The sequence below is a fragment of the Winogradskyella pulchriflava genome (assembly GCF_042434315.1).
Taxonomy (GTDB): domain Bacteria; phylum Bacteroidota; class Bacteroidia; order Flavobacteriales; family Flavobacteriaceae; genus Winogradskyella; species Winogradskyella pulchriflava.
In genome coordinates this window covers 1-18,948 of the sequence record NZ_JBHLTQ010000002.1, presented here as the reverse complement: position 1 = coordinate 18,948, position 18,948 = coordinate 1, and the positions used below count along the sequence as shown (strand labels likewise).

The 18,948-nt window shown below is 32.9% G+C and carries 21 protein-coding genes and 1 tRNA gene; 10 read left to right on the top strand and 12 right to left on the bottom strand.

Annotated elements, in window-relative coordinates; all coding sequences use genetic code 11:
- Window positions 1-25: 25 nt before the first annotated feature.
- Window positions 26-1,651, bottom strand: a complete 1,626-nt coding sequence (gene rho / locus ACFFGA_RS05240) for a transcription termination factor Rho (protein ID WP_386060716.1) — start codon at window positions 1,649-1,651, stop codon at window positions 26-28.
- A gap of 218 nt (window positions 1,652-1,869) precedes the next feature.
- On the opposite strand from rho, the gene ACFFGA_RS05235 reads away from it, so the two are divergent.
- Window positions 1,870-2,280: a DUF4293 domain-containing protein gene (locus ACFFGA_RS05235; protein ID WP_386060713.1), complete on the top strand. Its 411-nt coding sequence runs from the start codon at window positions 1,870-1,872 to the stop codon at window positions 2,278-2,280.
- A gap of 220 nt (window positions 2,281-2,500) precedes the next feature.
- Here ACFFGA_RS05235 and ACFFGA_RS05230 read toward each other — a convergent pair whose 3' ends face one another.
- Window positions 2,501-2,998, bottom strand: coding sequence for a metallophosphoesterase family protein (locus tag ACFFGA_RS05230; protein WP_386060710.1), 498 nt, complete (start codon window positions 2,996-2,998; stop codon window positions 2,501-2,503).
- A gap of 125 nt (window positions 2,999-3,123) precedes the next feature.
- On the opposite strand from ACFFGA_RS05230, the gene truA reads away from it, so the two are divergent.
- Both truA and ACFFGA_RS05220 read left to right on the top strand, forming a co-directional pair.
- Entirely contained in the window at window positions 3,124-3,882 is a 759-nt protein-coding gene (gene truA, locus ACFFGA_RS05225) for a tRNA pseudouridine(38-40) synthase TruA (RefSeq protein WP_386060707.1), read from the top strand.
- 13 nt (window positions 3,883-3,895) lie between these two features.
- Entirely contained in the window at window positions 3,896-5,665 is a 1,770-nt protein-coding gene (locus tag ACFFGA_RS05220; RefSeq protein WP_386060704.1) for an ABC transporter ATP-binding protein, read from the top strand.
- On the opposite strand, the gene ACFFGA_RS05215 is transcribed toward ACFFGA_RS05220, so the two are convergent.
- Genes ACFFGA_RS05215 through folP form a run of 5 tightly spaced genes read right to left on the bottom strand, consistent with a single transcriptional unit; the run spans window position 5,662 to window position 9,591 of the window.
- Window positions 5,662-6,459 carry a DUF3667 domain-containing protein gene (locus ACFFGA_RS05215; RefSeq protein WP_386060701.1) on the bottom strand — a complete coding sequence of 266 codons (798 nt, stop codon included), beginning with the start codon at window positions 6,457-6,459 and terminating at the stop codon, window positions 5,662-5,664. The two genes, ACFFGA_RS05220 and ACFFGA_RS05215, sit on opposite strands and share 4 nt — an antisense overlap.
- Before the next feature lie 2 nt (window positions 6,460-6,461).
- A complete protein-coding gene (locus ACFFGA_RS05210; protein WP_386060698.1) occupies window positions 6,462-7,250 on the bottom strand; it encodes a DUF3667 domain-containing protein in 789 nt (262 codons plus the stop codon).
- On the bottom strand, window positions 7,250-8,032 hold the full coding sequence (gene cdaA, locus ACFFGA_RS05205; protein WP_386060695.1) for a diadenylate cyclase CdaA: 783 nt from the start codon (window positions 8,030-8,032) through the stop codon (window positions 7,250-7,252). The genes ACFFGA_RS05210 and cdaA overlap by 1 nt, the downstream gene beginning before the upstream one ends.
- A 26-nt stretch (window positions 8,033-8,058) precedes the next feature.
- Entirely contained in the window at window positions 8,059-8,760 is a 702-nt protein-coding gene (locus ACFFGA_RS05200; RefSeq protein ID WP_386060692.1) for a hypothetical protein, read from the bottom strand.
- Window positions 8,761-8,763: 3 nt separating this feature from the next.
- Window positions 8,764-9,591, bottom strand: coding sequence for a dihydropteroate synthase (folP, locus tag ACFFGA_RS05195; RefSeq protein WP_386060689.1), 828 nt, complete (start codon window positions 9,589-9,591; stop codon window positions 8,764-8,766).
- Window positions 9,592-9,687: 96 nt separating this feature from the next.
- Between folP and ACFFGA_RS05190 the strand changes: the two genes are divergently transcribed.
- The 6 genes from ACFFGA_RS05190 (at window position 9,688) to ACFFGA_RS05165 (ending at window position 14,683) form a co-directional block, all read left to right on the top strand.
- A complete protein-coding gene (locus ACFFGA_RS05190; protein WP_386060686.1) occupies window positions 9,688-10,221 on the top strand; it encodes a DUF1599 domain-containing protein in 534 nt (177 codons plus the stop codon).
- A 112-nt stretch (window positions 10,222-10,333) separates the two neighbouring features.
- On the top strand, window positions 10,334-11,428 hold the full coding sequence (locus tag ACFFGA_RS05185) for a BT_3928 family protein (RefSeq protein ID WP_386060683.1): 1,095 nt from the start codon (window positions 10,334-10,336) through the stop codon (window positions 11,426-11,428).
- 1 nt (window position 11,429) lies between these two features.
- Window positions 11,430-12,506, top strand: a complete 1,077-nt coding sequence (locus ACFFGA_RS05180) for an ABC transporter permease (RefSeq protein ID WP_386060680.1) — start codon at window positions 11,430-11,432, stop codon at window positions 12,504-12,506.
- Between the two features lie 238 nt (window positions 12,507-12,744).
- Window positions 12,745-13,494: a triose-phosphate isomerase gene (tpiA, locus tag ACFFGA_RS05175; RefSeq protein ID WP_386060678.1), complete on the top strand. Its 750-nt coding sequence runs from the start codon at window positions 12,745-12,747 to the stop codon at window positions 13,492-13,494.
- A 3-nt stretch (window positions 13,495-13,497) separates the two neighbouring features.
- Window positions 13,498-14,334 (top strand): 50S ribosomal protein L11 methyltransferase, encoded by an 837-nt coding sequence (gene prmA, locus ACFFGA_RS05170; RefSeq protein ID WP_386060675.1) that lies wholly within the window; start codon window positions 13,498-13,500, stop codon window positions 14,332-14,334.
- A 76-nt stretch (window positions 14,335-14,410) separates the two neighbouring features.
- On the top strand, window positions 14,411-14,683 hold the full coding sequence (locus tag ACFFGA_RS05165; RefSeq protein ID WP_386060672.1) for an ATP-dependent Clp protease adaptor ClpS: 273 nt from the start codon (window positions 14,411-14,413) through the stop codon (window positions 14,681-14,683).
- Window positions 14,684-14,729: 46 nt separating this feature from the next.
- On the opposite strand, the gene ACFFGA_RS05160 is transcribed toward ACFFGA_RS05165, so the two are convergent.
- The 5 genes from ACFFGA_RS05160 to ACFFGA_RS05140 all read right to left on the bottom strand — a co-directional run bounded on the left by ACFFGA_RS05160 (window position 14,730) and on the right by ACFFGA_RS05140 (window position 18,678).
- On the bottom strand, window positions 14,730-16,136 hold the full coding sequence (locus ACFFGA_RS05160) for an MBL fold metallo-hydrolase (RefSeq protein ID WP_386060670.1): 1,407 nt from the start codon (window positions 16,134-16,136) through the stop codon (window positions 14,730-14,732).
- A 69-nt stretch (window positions 16,137-16,205) separates the two neighbouring features.
- On the bottom strand, window positions 16,206-17,009 hold the full coding sequence (locus ACFFGA_RS05155; RefSeq protein ID WP_386060667.1) for a sulfite exporter TauE/SafE family protein: 804 nt from the start codon (window positions 17,007-17,009) through the stop codon (window positions 16,206-16,208).
- Complete coding sequence (locus ACFFGA_RS05150; RefSeq protein ID WP_386060664.1) at window positions 17,010-17,426, bottom strand: DUF6691 family protein; 417 nt, start codon at window positions 17,424-17,426, stop codon at window positions 17,010-17,012.
- 1 nt (window position 17,427) lies between these two features.
- Window positions 17,428-17,985: a YeeE/YedE family protein gene (locus ACFFGA_RS05145; protein ID WP_386060661.1), complete on the bottom strand. Its 558-nt coding sequence runs from the start codon at window positions 17,983-17,985 to the stop codon at window positions 17,428-17,430.
- Window positions 17,986-18,042: 57 nt separating this feature from the next.
- On the bottom strand, window positions 18,043-18,678 hold the full coding sequence (locus ACFFGA_RS05140; protein ID WP_386060658.1) for a Crp/Fnr family transcriptional regulator: 636 nt from the start codon (window positions 18,676-18,678) through the stop codon (window positions 18,043-18,045).
- Between the two features lie 85 nt (window positions 18,679-18,763).
- On the opposite strand from ACFFGA_RS05140, the gene ACFFGA_RS05135 reads away from it, so the two are divergent.
- Window positions 18,764-18,837: transfer RNA gene (locus ACFFGA_RS05135), tRNA-Arg, on the top strand.
- The last annotated feature ends 111 nt before the right edge of the window (window positions 18,838-18,948 follow it).

Sequence of the window (18,948 nt, the reverse complement as noted above, 5' to 3'; positions counted from 1 at the left end):
TTTTTGGTTTTATACTTAATATTCTTTATCCATTCATTGAGATAAGGAATTCTTCATTATTTCTAGTTTGTTTAAAACGATCGTTGATAAATTCCATGGCTTCAACTGGGTTCATATCCGCAAGATATTTGCGCATTACCCACATTCTTTGAATGGTATTGTCGTCTAATAATAAATCATCACGTCTCGTACTAGAAGATGTTAAATCAATTGCAGGGAAAATACGACGATTAGAAATCTTACGGTCTAACTGTAACTCCATGTTACCAGTTCCTTTGAACTCTTCAAAAATTACTTCATCCATTTTAGAACCTGTTTCAGTAAGAGCAGTAGCAATAATGGTTAAAGAACCACCATTTTCAATATTACGGGCTGCACCAAAGAAACGTTTTGGTTTATGAAGCGCATTGGCATCTACACCACCCGAAAGAATTTTACCTGAAGCTGGTTGTACTGTATTGTAAGCTCGAGCTAAACGTGTTATAGAATCTAAAAGAATCACAACATCATGTCCACATTCCACAAGACGTTTTGCTTTCTCTAAAACTATGTTAGCAATCTTTACGTGTTCGTGTGCCTCCTTATCAAAAGTAGAAGCTATAACTTCACCACGAACATTACGTTGCATATCTGTTACTTCTTCTGGACGTTCATCAATTAATAAGATCATTTGATAAACTTCTGGGTGATTTGCAGCAATTGCATTAGCTACATCTTTTAGAAGCATTGTTTTACCAGTCTTTGGTTGCGACACAATCATACCACGCTGTCCCTTTCCTATAGGTGAAAACAAATCCATTATTCGAGTAGAAATAGTGCTTTGTTTTTCTGCAATATTGAATTTTTCCTTAGGAAATAATGGTGTTAAATGTTCAAAAGCAACTCTATCTCTTACAACTTGAGGATTCTGACCATTAATTTTACTTACCTTAATTAAAGGAAAATATTTTTCACCTTCTTTAGGAGGTCTTACATGACCAAGAACGGTATCTCCGGTTTTTAAACCAAACAATCTAATTTGAGATTGAGAAACATAAATATCATCATCATCTGGTGATGTTAGGTAATTATAATCCGAAGATCTTAAAAACCCATAACCATCTTGCATAATATCTAGGACACCTTCACTTTCTATAATGGCATCAAATTCAAAATCTGGCTCGCGGTAACGATTTCTGTTGTCCTTATTGCCATTATTTTTTGAATTGTTATTATTGGTCTTACGATTATTATTCTCTTTAGAACGGTTTTGTCTATTGTCGTTTGAGTTATTGTTAGAGCGTTTGTTATCCTCTTTAGCGTCGTTAGACTTATTGTCTTGACGCTTAGGCTTTTGATTTTCATTGCTAGGCTTTTGCTCTTGAGGTTTAGATTCTTCTTTTTTATCAGAAAATTCTAAAGCTTTTTGGTCCTTGTTATCTTGAGGTTTTTTCTGAACTCTAGCGCGTTTTTGTTGTGGTTTTGCTTCTTTTGGTTCAGGTTTGGTTTCTACCTTAGCTTTTACCTCATCAGGATTTGCTGCTTGGTAATCTAAGATTTGATAAACCAAGTCTAATTTTTTTAAAGTACGGTATTTTGGTACGTTTAGTTGTTGAGCTATATCCTGTAATTCAGGAAGCTTTTTAGCTTTTAACTGTGAAATTTCAAACATTCGTATGTTATATAATGTATTACAATTTTGATATTATTAATTCAATGTTTTCTTAATGATTTAAAAAGAGAAAAAGTGAAATTAATATGGAAGATTTAGAATGATGCAACTCAGTATGTTACTTCTTTCTACTGCAATAATACAATTTTATTTTAAAACAATTTCTATCTTTTTAAAAAATAAACTACTAATTTTGCATTGCTTTTTTAATAAAAGATATGATTCAACGTATTCAAACACTCTATTTAGTATTAGCAGCTGGTATATCGGCAGGTTTAATATTTGTGTTCCATTTATGGACAAATATGGAGGGCGTTAAAGTATTTGCTCTAGACAACTATACGTACCTAGGTATGTTTCTAGGCTCAGCTTTGTTATCTTTAATTTCAATTTTTAGCTTTAAAAACAGAAAGTCTCAGTTTGTAATGGGACGGCTCAATATAATATTAAACTTTATTTTACTAGGAATCTTTGTGTATCAATCTCTAAACATATCTGGAGAAACTAACGTTTCTGAGAAAGGTATTGGGATTCTTCTTCCTATTTTTTCTATTGTGTGTTTAGTCTTGGCTAACAAGGCTATTAAAAAGGACGAAGATCTCGTAAAATCTGTAGATAGATTACGATGAACCTAAAATCTTAGTAGTATTAGTGCGAAAAACCCAGACGCTGCCGTCTGGGTTTTTCATTTTTAGGCCCATCTTAAAGCCCTAAGCCCTTCCCAACCTTCCCCAGAGGGAAGGAGTTCTCATTCAGACGGAAAAACCACCTCTTTTTTAATTCTGAAAATTCTCAATTCAATATGATTATTTAGCGTATTGCAGAGAGTTCCCTTCCCTCTGGGAAGGGCTAGGGTTGGGCCTGAAATTCAATAACTTTCAAGTCCTTGATTTGCTTTCCTTCAATCTTAAACCGTAACATGGTTCTGACTTTATGGAAACCGTGCTTACCAACAGCACCAGGATTCATGTGTAATAAATTTAATTTTTTATCTGGCATTACTTTGAGAATATGAGAGTGTCCTGTAATGAACAGGTCTGGTGGGTTGGATATTAATTCTTCTTTTACTTTGGAATTATATTTTGGTGGATAACCTCCAATATGGGTTATCCAAACATCCACATCCTCACACATAAATCTGTTATGGAGTGGAAATTCAGTTCTTGCTTTAGCGTCATCAATATTGCCATATACGGCTTTTAAAGGTTTTAAAGCTTTAATAACATCAGTAACTTTTAAATCTCCAATATCTCCTGCGTGCCATACCTCGTCAGCTTGTTTCACGTGTTTAAGAATAGCATCATCTATATAACTATGTGTGTCAGATAAAAGGAGTATTTTTTTCATATTTATTTCTCAAGGAATGGAAAATCTTAAAGTTTTTTTTAGTCTAATGTTTTGTTAAGGAGATTCCTGTCTTCGCAGGAATAAACTTATCTTTGTGGCTTCTTGAGCAAAAATAATCTATTCTTTTGAGATATTTTTTAGAGTTTTCATACAACGGAAAAGCATATCATGGTTGGCAAAATCAGCCCAACGCAATAAGCGTACAAGAAGTATTGGAAAAAGCACTAAGCACTATTCTAAAAACTACGATTAGTATTACTGGAGCAGGAAGAACAGACGCAGGTGTGCATGCTTCACAAATGTTTGCACATTTTGATTTTGAAGGCAATTTTGAGAATAAAGATTTAGTTTATAAATTGAATTCGTTTTTACCAAAAGATATAGCAATTCATACTGTTTTTAAGGTTAATGATGAAGCTCATGCACGTTTTGATGCTGTAAGTAGAACTTATAATTATAAGATTTCAACAACAAAAAATGTATTTGATTATGATTTTGCTTATCAAACACAATTGCCTTTAGATGTTGATGCTATGAATGAAGCTTGTAATATCTTATTTCAGTATAAAGATTTTCAATGCTTTTCTAAGAGTAATACTGATGTAAAAACGTATAATTGTGATATAAAGGAGGCGTATTGGACTAAACATTCTAACCAGCTTATATTTACAATTACGGCAAACCGTTTTTTGCGCAATATGGTTAGGGCAGTTGTTGGTACGATGGTAAATATTGGATTAGGAAAGTTAAAACCAAATGACTTGCATACTATTATTGCTTCTAAGGATAGAGGTAAAGCTGGTTTTTCAGTGCCAGCGCATGGTTTGTATTTGGTTGAAATTGTTTACCCAGAGAGCATAAAATTTAAAAAAGATACTGAATAAAGTTCAGCATAAAATGACACAAAACAAGAAGAAAAAAATATTTGATGTATCTCTTTTTACAAGGTTATTGCAATACATAAAACCTTATAGATCAGTATTTGTTATTTCATTGGTTTGTGTTATAGGATTGGCTGCATTTGGTGCTTTAAGACCTTATGTTCTGCAACAGGCAATAGATACGCAAATTGCTAAAAGAGCTTATGATGGCTTTGTACTTTATGTTGTTGCAATGCTTGTGCTTTTGATTCTCGAAGTCATTTCACAGTTACTTTTTATTTATTATGCGAGTTGGTTAGGGCAGTCTGTGGTTAAGGATATTCGTGTAAAACTATTTCGTCATATCCTAAAATTTAAGATGACCTATTTTGACAAATCCTCTGTAGGTGTTCTCATTACTAGAGCTGTAACAGATATGGAGCGTATTGCCGATATTTTTGGGCAAGGTCTATTTATGATTTTTAGCGATATATTAAAAATGGTTGTCGTTGCAGGCGTAATGTTTTATATGAACTGGAAATTGGCACTTATAGTTTTTACGACATTGCCAATTATTGTAATTGCTACTAAAATTTTTCAGAAGTATATGAAACGTGCTTTTGAAGATGTACGAACTGAAGTTTCTAATCTAAACTCATTTGTACAAGAGCGAGTCACTGGCATGAAAATATTACAGCTTTTTACACGTGAAACAACGGAATACAAAAAATTTAAAGCCATTAACGAGCGCCATAAAAAAGGGTGGTTAAAAACGGTTTGGTATAACTCTATTTTTTTTCCAATTGCCGAATTTGTATCAAGTTTAACAATGGGAGCTGTTATATGGATTGGTGGATTAAATACTGTTGTAGGGCAAACAGCATCAATGGGAGATTTAATAGCTTTTACCATGTTTATTCCATTACTGTTTAGACCATTAAACCAAATTGCGAATAAATTCAATACGCTACAAATGGGTATGGTAGCTGCCGATCGTGTGTTTAAGGTCTTAGATACAAATTCTAATATTGACGATGCTGGTACTTTAGAAGCCAATCATTTTAAAGGAGATATAGCGTTTGAAAACGTCAAATTTTCATATATAAAAGGAGAGGAGGTTTTAAAAAGTGTTTCTTTTAAGGTGGAAGCAGGTGAAACTGTTGCTATTGTGGGCTCCACTGGAGCAGGAAAATCGACTATTATTAATTTATTGAACCGATTTTACGAAATCGATTCTGGAAGTATAAAAATTGATAATACAGATATTAAAGAAATGACCTTGAGTTCATTGCGTAATCAAATTGCGGTAGTGCTTCAAGATGTGTTTTTGTTTGCGGATACTATTCTAAATAACATTACCCTAAATAATGAATACATCACTGAAGAAGACGTGGTTGCTGCGGCAAAGGCAATTGGTGTTCATGACTTTATTACAACACTTCCAGGTGGTTATCATTACAATGTTAAAGAACGAGGTGCTATGTTGTCCTCTGGTCAGCGACAGTTAATATCATTTTTAAGAGCTTATGTTACTAATCCAAGTATTCTTGTGTTAGATGAAGCTACATCTTCTGTAGATTCCTATTCAGAGCAATTGATACAAGACGCAACAGATACTATAACCAAAGGAAGAACATCTATTGTTATAGCGCATCGTTTGGCAACCATACAACAGGCAGATAAAATTATTGTAATGGACTCTGGACAGATTGTTGAAATGGGTACACACAAATCTCTTCTTGAAAAAGAAAATGGCTATTATAAAAATCTTTATGAGGTTCAGTTTTTAAAGGCAGAGACTATTTAATTATGAGCTTCAGCAGCAGCTCTTTGAGCTTCAATCATTTCTTGCAAATCACCAGTGAAGTACATAATACCTAACACGACTAAAGTTATAACGAACAATGTTATACATAGCACGCCAAAAAACAATAATGTTCTAACAATTATATTTAACAAGCTGAGTTCATAAAGTCTTTTGAGGCAGTATGCAGAATAAATAATCATTAAGGGAATTATTGCTATTCCTAAGATATTAGTATTTAATCCAATAAAAGCTAAAGTAATAACCACTATAGCACTGACTATTGATGTTTGGGCTTGAATGTATAGAAAGACAACTAGTAACTCTGTGTAATTATATTTTTTTATATTGAAAAAAACAACTCTTGCCATTAATGCATAAATTGGTACGTAGAGCATCATTACTATAGACTGATATTCTTGTACAAAAGCCATATTTTTTCTCTGAAATTCTTCTTGACCTGGTGCTGTCATATAAGAAAAATCCATAACCTCTGGAAAATACTTCTTAATTATAAACATATAAGCTCCAGATATTGTAATTGCTAAGGCGAAATAACTGATAACGTTGACGTATTTTTTTCTTGTACCATCAATATAACCACCTATAACATGCTCGGGTTTTTTGAATAGATCTATTACCGTCCGTAGAAGCTTATTGTCATAATTAAAAAATGTTTCGCTAATATGTTCAAAGAGATTTTTGAAAGATAGACGTTTTCTAATCACTTTTCCGCCACAACTTTTGCAGTATTCATCTTGTGCTTCTAATTTGGTATGGCAGTTTTTGCAATTCATTTTTAAATATTGATTGTTCCCGTAAATGCAAGTATTATGAAAATGATTATCCATACTGCCATATAAATGACTGCGTAGATAATCATCATGAGCAAGAATTTAGCAAAAGTTTCAATATGGCTTTCCTTAAACACGTCTTTTAAAACGTAGCCTAAGTAAAAAAATGCAGGTAAAATAATTAGGCTAGATAGAATAAGGTAATTAAGACCAAGGACCAAAAATAAAATAGAAAGAACTGCTGTTATTATAATTATTTGGGCGGAGTAATAAAGATTTAAAACAAGATGTTCTGTAAAATTATAACGTCTGTTACCTAAAAAGAAATAGACCAACCAAGATGATATTGCAGATAGCGGAACACCAATAATATAAATGAGACCTTGATATTTAGTAAAGAAGCTAAAATCGAAATCAGCCATAGGATTTTTATCTTGTCCTGGCATACTTTCAATAGTTTTCATAAACTCAGGATCTATTACTAAAGCTTCTTTAAAAAAAGTAGTCATTAAAAATACCTGAATACCTGCTAAGGTCAACGAAATAGCAAAATACTGAAGTACATCAATATACTTTTTTCGAGTTCCAGTGATATAACTGTCTATAACAGTTCCAGGTTTTTTAAAAAGGTCAATAAATGTTCTGAAAAATCTATTGTCAATTGATATAAACTGCTCATTTACTTGTGCAGCAATCACTTTTGGTGTTAAACGATTTTGAATGACTTTTGCTCCACATTCGTCACAAAATTTTTGAGTATTGTTAAGCGCTTTATTACAGTTTTTGCAGTTCACTAGCCTAGGTCTTCTTTTATTTTCTTAATGAGTTCATCAGTATCTTTAAACATTTCAAATTCACCGTTTTTGATGTAGGAAATTTGACCTGTCTCCTCACTAACCGCAATGGCTAAAGCATCCGTTTTTTCGGTAATACCAACCGCAGCTCTATGTCTTAATCCAAAACGTTCTGGTATGTGTTTTTCATTGTTTACAGGAAGTATAACACGAGTGGCTTTTACAACATTGTTGTCTATAATAATAGCACCATCGTGAAGTGGGCTGTTTTTAAAAAAGATACTTTCTATAATAGGTTGGGAGACCAAGATGTTCATCTCGTCACCTGTATTTGTAAGAAAATCTAGGTTGTTGTTACGCTCTATAACAATCAAGGCACCAGTATTTGTAGTTCCCATTTTATTACATGCGTTAATTATAGCTTCTACATCTGTAGTCGTTTGGTCGTCATTTTTAAGAAACTTAAAGTTCTTAAATATGCTTTTTTTACCACCAATATTGGTAGAGCCAACCATAAGCAAAAACTTTCTAATTTCTGGCTGAAAGACGACTATAAGAGCAATAATACCAACTTTCATAAATCCATCAAAAATGCTGTAGAGCATTTGCATTTCAAGATAATCCGTTAAGCGCCAAGCGATATAAATAATGAGAATACCAATAAAAATATTGATGGCAACGGTTCCTTTTACAAGCTTATAGATATAGTAAAGTAGTATAGCAACAAGGAAGACATCTACAAAATCTATAAATCTAAAATCCCAAAGTTGTAAGTTTTCCAAAGGTTAGTGCTTTTTGCTAATTTAAGTTAAAATATGTATTCATTAAAATCCACAGAAATTAAATCAGATTTAAAAGATTGAATTTTTCTTTTTATAGATATGTAATCTTGAAAAGATAAATTCTTATCAAAGTAGATTTGTATATGAATGCCAATAAAATTAAGTTCTGTAAACTTATTAAGTTCATTTTCTAAATTATCAAAATCTAACGTAACACTATCAATTTTAACTTGCTCAGCTCCATTGAATATTATTGGAATTGTTGAACTAGCATGAAAGCCCGCCATTCTTTTCAGGTTTTCTTCGGTAGGCAGATTGTTTTTGTGATATATTGTGTCAATTTCGATTTTCTCCTGATACATGATTTCCGTAAACTCAACAAAACCTAAACTGCCAATACCAGTATCATTACAAGTAAAATAATTCTTAGCGTCTTCGTTCTTATGCATTTTAGCATTTCGTTTTTTGTCTTGTAAGAATTTTATATGTGGAATGGCTTGTTTTAAAGTCAAACGTTTATCAACATTAACCAGCCAATTGGTGGTACTTATTAAGTTTTTTCGGTTTAGTAGAGTCGAATCTGGTTGTGTTTCGTCATAAAAAATATAAGCAGGTGATACGTCTAAAACTTCAATAATCTCAGCATTTTCAATTTCAGGAAGTAATAAAACACGTTCGTTATTGCAGCTAAAACAACATAAAATAAGTAGTAAATAAATATAACGCATAGTTTAGTTGACAGTTAGTTGATTAAAAAGTGTTACACACTCCATAGCTTCTTTTACATCATGCACACGCAAAATGGAAGCTCCTTTTTGAAGTGCAACCATGTGTAAAGCTGTTGTTCCGTTGAGGGCGTTTTCCGGAGTAGTATTTAAAGATTTGTAAATCATAGATTTTCTCGATATGCCAGCAAGCATGGGTTTATCTAACATTTGTAGTAATTCCAGTTGATTCAATAATTCATAATTCTGTTCTACGGTTTTGGCAAAACCAAATCCTGGATCAATAATAATGTCGTTTATTTTTGCATTATGTGCAACTTCTATTCGTTCAGCAAAGTATGAAATGACCTCTTTAGTCAAATCTTTATAATCCGTTTGTTGTTGCATGGTTTTAGGATTTCCTTTCATGTGCATCATAATGTATGGAACGCCTAATTTTCCAACGATTGCTAACATGGATTCGTCTAATTTTCCTGCCGAAATATCATTAATTATTGCTCCACCAGCTTTAATACTTTGTTCTGCAACACGACTTCTAAAAGTGTCAACGGAAATTAAAGTTTCAGGGAAATGTTTTAGAATAAGTTCTATAACTGGGATAACACGATGCAATTCTTCATCTTCAGAAACAAAATCTGCGCCAGGACGCGAGCTGTAACCACCAATATCAATAAACGTAGCACCAGCATTAATCATAACTTCTGCCTTATTGAGAATCTCATTTTTGTCTTTATACTTTCCTCCATCAAAGAACGAATCGGGAGTAACATTAAGTATTCCCATTACTTTTGGTGAGGATAAATCAATTAATTTGCCTTTGCAGTTTATTGTCATAATTTATATAAAAAAGGCGTTAAGAAAACTTTAAACCCTAAACTTTGAACTTCTAATTTATTTATGCGAAATTTACGGAAATTTTAACGGAACTTGATGCAAGATACTTCAAAACAATACGATGCTGTTGTCGCTAAATGTAGAGCGCTTTTTGTGAATAAGATGAGTGATTATGGCAGTGCATGGCGAATTTTGAGATTACCATCGCTAACAGACCAGATTTTTATAAAAGCACAGCGTATTAGAAGCTTACAGCAAAATGCAGTTAGAAAAGTTGATGAAGGAGAAGTGAGTGAGTTTATAGGTATTATTAACTACTGTGTTATGGCGCTTATTCAATTAGAAAAAGGAGTTGTAGAACAGCCAGATATGAATACTGAAGAAGCAACAAAACTTTATGACGAAAAAGTGGCCGTCACCAAGCAATTAATGCTCAATAAAAATCATGATTATGGAGAAGCTTGGAGAGATATGCGCGTAAGTTCGTTGACGGATTTAATCTTGCAGAAACTTTTACGCGTAAAGCAGATTGAAGATAATGCTGGAAAAACTATTGTTAGTGAAGGTATAGATGCTAATTATCAAGATATGATAAATTATGCAGTTTTTGCTATGATTCATTTGGGATAAAGTTAAATCAAATAAAAGTGTCAGACTGAGCGCAGTCGAAGTCCATTTTTAGGATAATAAAATTGAGTCTTAATTAAAAAGATTCCTGCCTTCGCAGGAATGACAAATAAATATGAAATACCTAGTACAAATAAGCAGAGTTTTAGTTGGAGTATTGTTCATCATTTCTGGATTTATAAAACTGAACGACCCACTTGGGTTTTCATACAAGCTCCAAGAATACTTCGGTTCAGATGTTTTAAATATCGAATTTTTAATTCCTTATGCCTTAGGAATATCGGTTATAGTTGTTGTTCTAGAGGTTGTTTTAGGTGTCTTTTTATTAATAGGTTATAAGCCTAAGTTTACAGTTTGGAGTCTGTTGTTAATGATTATATTCTTTACATTCTTAACATTTTACTCAGCTTATTTTGATAAAGTAAAGGACTGTGGTTGTTTTGGTGATGCACTAAAGCTAACTCCATGGGAAAGCTTTACCAAAGATGTCATTTTATTGGTGCTTATCTTAATCCTGTTTTTTGGTATAAAACATATCAAGCCAATATTTTCTAAGCTACCGACTACAGTTATAGCCTTGTTAAGTTTTGTATTATCACTCTGGTTTGGTTACCATGTGTTAATGCACCTTCCGGCAATAGATTTTAGAGCTTATGCAATAGGAAAAAATATTCAGGAAGGAATGGCTATTCCCGATGATGCGCAAAAGCCAATTTTAGAATACACTTGGACATTTAATGTTAATGGCGAAGAGAAAGAATTTATTACCAATGGAAGTTACCCTAAGGTTGATGGAGAGTATATTGGTGTCGAAACAAAAACCATTGATGAAGGTTATATTCCGCCAATTCAAGATTTTTCTATAGAGTCTGTTGATGAAGATTTAACAGCGCAATTCTTAGAAGAAGAAAAACTACTAATAATTGCAATGTACAATATCAATAAAGCCGAAAAGGAAGGTGTAGAAAAATTAAAAACGTTTACAGACAAAGCGCTAAAAAAAGGATATAAGGTTATTGGCTTAACATCTTCAGGTGAGGCAGAAAAACAACAAGTTAAGACAGATTATAAGCTCAATTTTAACTTTTATCTGTGTGATGAAAAAGTGATTAAAACTATTGTGCGTTCAAATCCTGGTGCCGTAATTCTAAATAAAGGCACAGTTATGAATAAATCTCACTGGAACGATATTGAAGATATAGAACTTTAATTTGATAAGATATCTGGTAAATAAAATCTTCTATGCTTTTATCACTCTAATAGGTGTAATCACAGTCATTTTCTATTTATTTACCATTTTACCTGGTGATCCAGCTAAAATGATGCTAGGGCAAAACCAGACAGCAGAACAAGTTGAAGCGGTAAAAAAGAAATACGGTTTTGATAAACCGATAGGAACGCAGTTTTTGTATTACCTTAATGATTTGTCTCCAGTTTCATTTCATTCTAAAAACCCAGAAGATTATACGTATTTAAGTCAAAATAAATACAATGCATCCCAGCTTTTTACAATAAGAAATACAACCACAGTAGTTAAAACTCCATACCTCCGAGAATCCTTTACCAAACAAGGCAAAAAAGTTACTCAAGTTATAGGAGAGACTATACCGAATACCTTTGTATTAGCAGTTTCTGCGATTATAATAGCCATTGTCCTTGGTGTTATTTTCGGTATTATTTCGGCATTGTATAAGGATACATGGATAGACAAAACCATTCAGATTCTCAGTACGTTTGGTATGAGTGTACCTTCGTTTTTTAGTGCTATTTTATTTGCTTGGTTATTTGGTTTTGTATTGCACAAATACACCAATTTGGAAATGACAGGTAGCTTATACGAGCTTGAAGATTTTGGCGAAAAAATGAGTATTAAATGGAAAAATTTAATTCTTCCAGCCATAGTATTAGGTATAAGACCATTGGCAGTTGTTATACAATTAATGCGAAATTCATTATTAGAAGTGATGAATCAAGATTACATAAGAACAGCAAGGGCTAAAGGTCTAAGTGAGTATCAGGTCATAAAAAGTCATGCAGTAAAAAATGCACTGAATCCGGTAGTAACTGCAATTTCTGGTTGGTTTGCTTCTATGTTAGCTGGTGCTGTTTTTGTAGAATATATTTTTGGATGGAATGGTCTGGGTAAAGAAATCGTGAATGCATTAAACACCATGGATTTACCAGTGATTATGGGATCGGTTCTAATAATAGCAATTGTTTTTATTACTATAAACATTCTGGTCGATATTATTTATGCTTGGTTAGACCCAAGAGTAAAATTGTCTTAAAATTAAGCTTAGGTATTCTTATGCCTACTATTCTTATAATCAATAAAAGTTGTAACATATTAGGGTTTTATTACAACCCAACACGATACTAGTATAACTGTCCAATACCTATAACGTTTTCGGTGATTATTCTTACTATGTGAGAAGTTTTGTGTAATCTTTTTACCTTATTTTTGTATTTCAGAATTTAATATAAACCAATAAAATCCCTTTCTTAATAGAAAAGGTTAGAGATAGGATGAGAAAAAATATTGTAGCAGGAAACTGGAAAATGAACAACGATTTAGCACAAACAGAAATGCTAATTACCGAATTAAAAATGCAAACAAGAACCTCTAATGCTGAGGTAATGATTGCTCCAACCTTTACTAATTTGTGGCAAGCCTACCAAACCTTAAAAGGAAATACAATTGAAGTCATTGCCCAGAACATGCACTTTGCAGAAAATGGTGCATATACAGGTGAAATTAGTGCAAGCATGCTAAAAAGTATTGGTGTCCAAACGGTAATTCTTGGTCATAGTGAAAGACGTGCGTATTACAACGAAACCGATGAATCTCTATCTAAAAAAGTAGATGCTGCTTTAGTAAATGATATGCGAATCATTTTTTGTTTCGGTGAAGAATTAGCGGATAGAAAAGCCGGTAATGAAGAAACCGTAGTAGAAAGCCAGATTAAAAATGCATTATTTCATTTAGATGCAGATGCTTTTAAAAATATCGTTTTGGCTTATGAGCCTGTTTGGGCAATTGGTACAGGAGAAACTGCTAGTCCTGAGCAAGCACAGGATATGCATGCTTTCATCAGAAAAACATTAGCTAACAAATACGGCAGTGACGTTGCAGATTCTGTTTCTATTCTTTACGGTGGAAGTGTGAAACCAAATAACGCAAAAGAAATTTTTGGTAAGCCAGATGTTGATGGTGGATTAATTGGTGGTGCTTCTTTAAAAGCAGAAGATTTCTTTGCAATTGTTAACGCGTTTTAAGTAATGTCAAATTCAATTTATATTGGTTACAACTTTAAAGTTGAGCCCTTACAACCAGCAACTGAAATTCTAATAGCAGAACTCGGTTATGCCGGGTTTGAAAGTTTTGTTGAAACCGAAGAAGGTGTTACTGCATATATTCAAAAAGAAGAATGGCATAAAAATATCTTAGAGGATATTCAAATCTTAAATTCTGATGAATTTGAAATTACCTTTGAGTTTAATGAAATAGAACAAACCAATTGGAATGAGGAATGGGAAAAAAACTTTAATCCCATTATTGTAGATAATCTCGTATCGGTACGAGCGCCATTTCACGAAAAACCAGAGACCAAATATGATTTGGTTATTGAACCAAAAATGAGTTTTGGTACAGGACATCATGAAACCACACACATGATGATTCAGCATATTTTAAAAAATGATTTTAACGGAAAATCGGTTTTGGATATGGGTTGTGGTACAGGTGTTTTAGCAATTTTAGCAGAGAAAGTAGGTGCTGCAAAACTCGATGCTATTGATATAGATAACTGGTGTTATCTCAATAGTATTGAAAATGTTGAACGAAATGATTGTAAAAATATTTCAGTTTACGAAGGTGATGTAAATTTGTTAGAGGGAAAAAAATACGATAGTATCATTGCTAATATAAACAGGAATATTTTATTAGCAGATATAGAGCGTTATGCCAAATGTTTAAACAAAAACGGTTCTTTGTTTTTAAGCGGATTTTACAAAGAAGACATTCCTTTAATAGAAGCAGAATGTAATAAGCAGATGTTAAAATTGGAGGAAACTATACAAAAAGGGCAGTGGGTTTCGTTAAAATTTTTAAATTAGTAAAGCTTTTTCAAGTTTTTGTATTGCAATAAGTTTGAATAAGTGTTAACTGAGATTCCTCAAATCCGTTAAAACAATGACAAAAGAAAAGCATTCCGTAGAGCTTCTTATTAAAGAAGAAGAATTAAAAGAAAACGAAATTGTATTATTTAATGACGATGTCAATACCTTCGATCATGTTATTGATACATTAATATACGCATGTGATCACATGCCAGAACAGGCGGAGCAATGTGCATTATTAGTACATTACAAAGGTAAGTGTACTGTAAAAACAGGTTCTTATGACGATTTAGAACCAAGGTGCTCTAAGCTTTTACAAGCTGGTCTTAGTGCCGAGATAGTATAAAAAAAGCCTGCAATTGCAGGCTTTTTTATTTTGTAGAGGCTTGTGTTTACAAAGTAGAAGGACAAACAAAATCCGTAGTCGGTAAATCTGTTTGCTTAATGGCACCAAATCCACCTGCAATATCAATTAATTTATCAAAACCTCTCGCCTTTAATATAGAAGCAGCAATTACAGAACGATAGCCACCTGCGCAGTGCACATAGTAGGTTTTGTCTTTGCTAACTTCATTCATTTTGTCATTAATAAAATCTAGCGAAAAATGCTGAGCACCTTCTAAATGCATCGATTGGTATTCACCATCCTTACGAACATCTAGTACATTGATATCAGAAGCTTTTGCTCTATTAGCAAATTCTTCAGCCGAAATAGATTCTAAAGTTTCTATATCTCTACCAGAAGCTTTCCATGCTTCAATGCCACCTTCCAGATAGCCAAGTGTATTGTCGTAACCAACACGAGATAAACGTGTAACAGCTTCTGCAGATTTACCTTCTGGTGTCACTAACACAATAGGTTGTTTTATGTCGGTAATTAAAGCACCAACCCAAGGAGCAAAACTACCATTTAATCCAATAAAAATTGAATTAGGAATATGTGCTTTAATAAATTCAGACTGTGGTCTTACATCTAAAACTAAAGCAGATTCATGATTTGCTAAAGCTTCGAATTCTTCAGGTGTAAGAGGAACATCACCTGTTTTTAAAACCGTATCAAAAGCATCATAACCCATTTTGTTCATCATGGCATTTTTTGCAAAATATTGAGGAGGTGGCGCTATACCATCAAGCACTTCTTTTACAAATTCTGCTTTAGTCATGTCTGCACGTAAAGCGTAATTAGTTTTCTTTTGTTCTCCTAAAATACCAACGGTTTCCTTACTTAAATTTTTTCCACAGGCAGAACCAGCACCGTGAGCTGGGTAAACAATAACATCATCTGCTAATGGCATAATTTTATTTCTAAGCGAATCAAATAACATACCTGCTAAGTCTTCTTTTGTTAGGTCAGATTTAATTGCTAAATCTGGACGGCCAACATCTCCTAAAAACAAAGTATCTCCAGAAAAAATAGCATGGTCTTTTCCGTTTTCATCTTTTAATAAATAGGTTACGGACTCTAAGGTATGACCTGGAGTATGTAAAACCTTAATCGTTACTTTTCCTAGCTTTAGTTCTTCTCCATCAGTTGCGGAATGAATGTCGTAATCTGTAGTCGCACCTGGTCCAAAAACAATTTTAGCATCTGTTTTCTTCGCTAAATCTACATGTCCTGAAACAAAATCTGCATGAAAATGTGTTTCTAAAATGTATTTTATTTTAGCATTATTGGTTTTTGCTTTGTCAATATATTGTTGAATTTCTCGTAGTGGATCAATTATAGCAACTTCACCTTCAGATTCAATATAATAAGCACCTTGTGCTAAACACCCTGTATATAATTGTTCTATTTTCATAATTAAATTTTAATGTATTACAAATTTACAAAACTTCATTTTTTGAAATGTGACATTTATCACAAAGCTTTAAAAAAGCTCTTTGAATATGATGTAAAATGCGGTTATAATTGTAAAGTACCCAAAGCCCTTTTTTAGACGGATTGCACTAATTTTTTTTGATAGCGCCAACCCAATAAATATTCCAAAAATTGAAATAAACGTAAATGTGAGTAAAAATGGCCAATCAATGTCTAAGGTTTTTATATCTCCAAGAAATCCTATTAAGGATTGAATTGAAATAATAAATAACGACGTGCTAATTGCTTTTTTTATGGGTAATTTTACTAATAAGACTAATGCAGGCACAATCAAAAAACCACCACCTGCACCAACTAAACCAGCTAAAACACCAATACCTATTGCTTGTGTGCCAATTGCAAAATAGTGAGTTTTGTGAAATGTTTTAACTTCATTATCACTTTTAACTTCTTTAGACTTAATCATAGACCATCCTGCTAAAATCATAATTACTGCAAATAATAGCATTATAAAAAGTGAATTGGTAAACTTAAAATTACCAATGGTAAAAATGACTTCAGGTAAATTTGGAATTACAATACTTCTAACGCTAAATATGGTAATTATCGAAGGGATTGCAAATACTATAGCGGTTCTAAAGTCTATACGATTTTGCTTGATGTTTTTTAATGTACCAACCAGTGCTGTACTACCAACTACAAAAAGGGAGTAGCCTGTTGCAATAACAGGACTTAACCCTAAAAAATACACTAAGATAGGAACTGTTAAGATTGAACCTCCGCCTCCTATTAAGCCTAAAACCAGCCCAACAAGCAACGCGCCAACATATCCTATAATCTCTGTAAATTCCATTTAGTGTGGTAGTTTGTTTTTTAATAAACCATAAATGTAAGTACCTGCCAAAGCTGCTGCTATTACAATTAGAATAGAAAAAGCACCTGTGCCTACTAAAATGTACATTGGTCCAGGGCAAGCGCCACATAGAGCCCATCCTAAACCAAAAATTGTTCCTCCAATAATATAACGTGTAAAACCACGATCTTTTAAAGGTACTTTTAGTACTGAACCTTCTGTTGTTTTTACCTTTAAAACTTTAGAAATAGACAGTAGTGCTACTCCTGTAATAATAGCAGTACCAATGATACCATACATGTGAAAAGATTGGAATTTAAACATCTCAAAAATGCGATACCATGAAACAGCTTCAGATTTTACTAATACAATTCCGAAGAAAATACCAACTAAAAAAAACTTTATATACTTTCCCATTTTAAAATAGTATTGGATAGATAAGATGAATCATAATCAAACCTCCAAGAAAAAAACCAATAACAGCTATTAGTGAAGGTAATTGTAAACTGCTTAAGCCTGTAATGGCATGTCCAGAAGTGCAGCCGCCAGCATAACGTGTTCCAAAACCAACTAGAAATCCGCCAATAACTAATATTAGAAATCCTTTAATGGTAAAGACGGCATCCCAACTAAATAACTCTGGAGGTAGTAAACTTTGTCCTGCATTTTCAAACCCAAGAGTTTCTAAATCCTTAATTGTATTTTGACTTAAATCAATATCAATAGGATTAGATAAAAAGTAATGTGCAATAAAGCCACCAGCTATAGCGCCTAGTACTACTACTAGGTTCCACCTTTGACTTTTCCAGTTGAATTTAAAAAACTCTACACGTTTTCCTGCTCCGCCAATTGCGCATAATGTTCTAAGATTAGATGACATTCCAAATGTTCTTCCAAAATAGAGTAGAAGAAACATTACAATAGCTATTAATGGTCCCGAAACGTACCAAGGCCATGGTTGTAATATATATTCCATAGTTTTATTTTTATGCAAAAATAGAACTCTAGCGCTTAGTTAATGTCACATATGTTACTAAAAGTTTAAAACTGTGATTTTATTTCTGCCTAGTTCAATTTTGCTTTCTTTTTCAAGTTGTTTTAAAAGCCGAGAAATTACTACTCTTGACGTGTGCATATCTTCAGCAATTTCTTGATGTGTAATTTCTAAAGTTGTTGAAGCGGACAATTTAACGTGGTCTTTTAGATATTTGTGTAAGCGTTCGTCCATTTTCATAAATGCTAAAGTGTCTATGGTCTCTATCATTTCATCAAAACGAATTTGATAACTCTGTAAAATAAAGTTACGCCAACTTTCATTTGTATTAAACCATAATTTCATGTTAGCAATTGGTATCATAATTACCTTAACGTCTTCATCTGCAACAGCTCTAACTTTACTTATAGATTTAGACATACAACAGGTTAATGACATCGCGCAAGTGTCACCTGTTTCTAAAACATATAAAAGCAGCTCGTTACCCTCAGAATCTTCTCTCAATACTTTTATATTACCTTCAATTAATAATGGTATGTAGCTTAAATCCTGACCAATATCTATAATAATATCATGCTTTATAAAGGACTTGAGTAAAGCTACATTGATAATATTATTGATGATCTCAGTATCAAATAAATAATGAAAAGGTTGAAGTAATGCTTTAGAAATCATGTTTCAAAAATAAGGATTACAATTTTGAAATAAATAGTTTGGTGGTTTTTTAATAAATGTCTTATATTTGCACCCACTTAAAAACGGCCTCGTGGCGCAACTGAATAGCGCATCTGATTACGGCTCAGAAGGTTACAGGTTTGAATCCTGTCGAGGTCACTAAAGATTTAAAGGCGGAGTTTTTACCATTTTCAGAATGGTTAAAGGCTTCGCCCTTAGTGGTTTGTACAACTATCAAAAAAACAGCAGCATGCAGACAGGTTTATCTTA

Coding starts and splice junctions, on each gene's coding strand:
- rho (WP_386060716.1), bottom strand. CDS start 1,651: ATGTTTGAAATTTCACAGTTAAAAGCTAAAAAGCTTCCTGAATTACAG.
- ACFFGA_RS05235 (WP_386060713.1), top strand. CDS start 1,870: ATGATTCAACGTATTCAAACACTCTATTTAGTATTAGCAGCTGGTATA.
- ACFFGA_RS05230 (WP_386060710.1), bottom strand. CDS start 2,998: ATGAAAAAAATACTCCTTTTATCTGACACACATAGTTATATAGATGAT.
- ACFFGA_RS05220 (WP_386060704.1), top strand. CDS start 3,896: ATGACACAAAACAAGAAGAAAAAAATATTTGATGTATCTCTTTTTACA.
- ACFFGA_RS05215 (WP_386060701.1), bottom strand. CDS start 6,459: ATGAATTGCAAAAACTGCCATACCAAATTAGAAGCACAAGATGAATAC.
- ACFFGA_RS05200 (WP_386060692.1), bottom strand. CDS start 8,760: ATGCGTTATATTTATTTACTACTTATTTTATGTTGTTTTAGCTGCAAT.
- folP (WP_386060689.1), bottom strand. CDS start 9,591: ATGACAATAAACTGCAAAGGCAAATTAATTGATTTATCCTCACCAAAA.
- ACFFGA_RS05190 (WP_386060686.1), top strand. CDS start 9,688: ATGCAAGATACTTCAAAACAATACGATGCTGTTGTCGCTAAATGTAGA.
- ACFFGA_RS05185 (WP_386060683.1), top strand. CDS start 10,334: ATGAAATACCTAGTACAAATAAGCAGAGTTTTAGTTGGAGTATTGTTC.
- tpiA (WP_386060678.1), top strand. CDS start 12,745: ATGAGAAAAAATATTGTAGCAGGAAACTGGAAAATGAACAACGATTTA.
- prmA (WP_386060675.1), top strand. CDS start 13,498: ATGTCAAATTCAATTTATATTGGTTACAACTTTAAAGTTGAGCCCTTA.
- ACFFGA_RS05165 (WP_386060672.1), top strand. CDS start 14,411: ATGACAAAAGAAAAGCATTCCGTAGAGCTTCTTATTAAAGAAGAAGAA.
- ACFFGA_RS05160 (WP_386060670.1), bottom strand. CDS start 16,136: ATGAAAATAGAACAATTATATACAGGGTGTTTAGCACAAGGTGCTTAT.
- ACFFGA_RS05155 (WP_386060667.1), bottom strand. CDS start 17,009: ATGGAATTTACAGAGATTATAGGATATGTTGGCGCGTTGCTTGTTGGG.
- ACFFGA_RS05150 (WP_386060664.1), bottom strand. CDS start 17,426: ATGGGAAAGTATATAAAGTTTTTTTTAGTTGGTATTTTCTTCGGAATT.
- ACFFGA_RS05145 (WP_386060661.1), bottom strand. CDS start 17,985: ATGGAATATATATTACAACCATGGCCTTGGTACGTTTCGGGACCATTA.
- ACFFGA_RS05140 (WP_386060658.1), bottom strand. CDS start 18,678: ATGATTTCTAAAGCATTACTTCAACCTTTTCATTATTTATTTGATACT.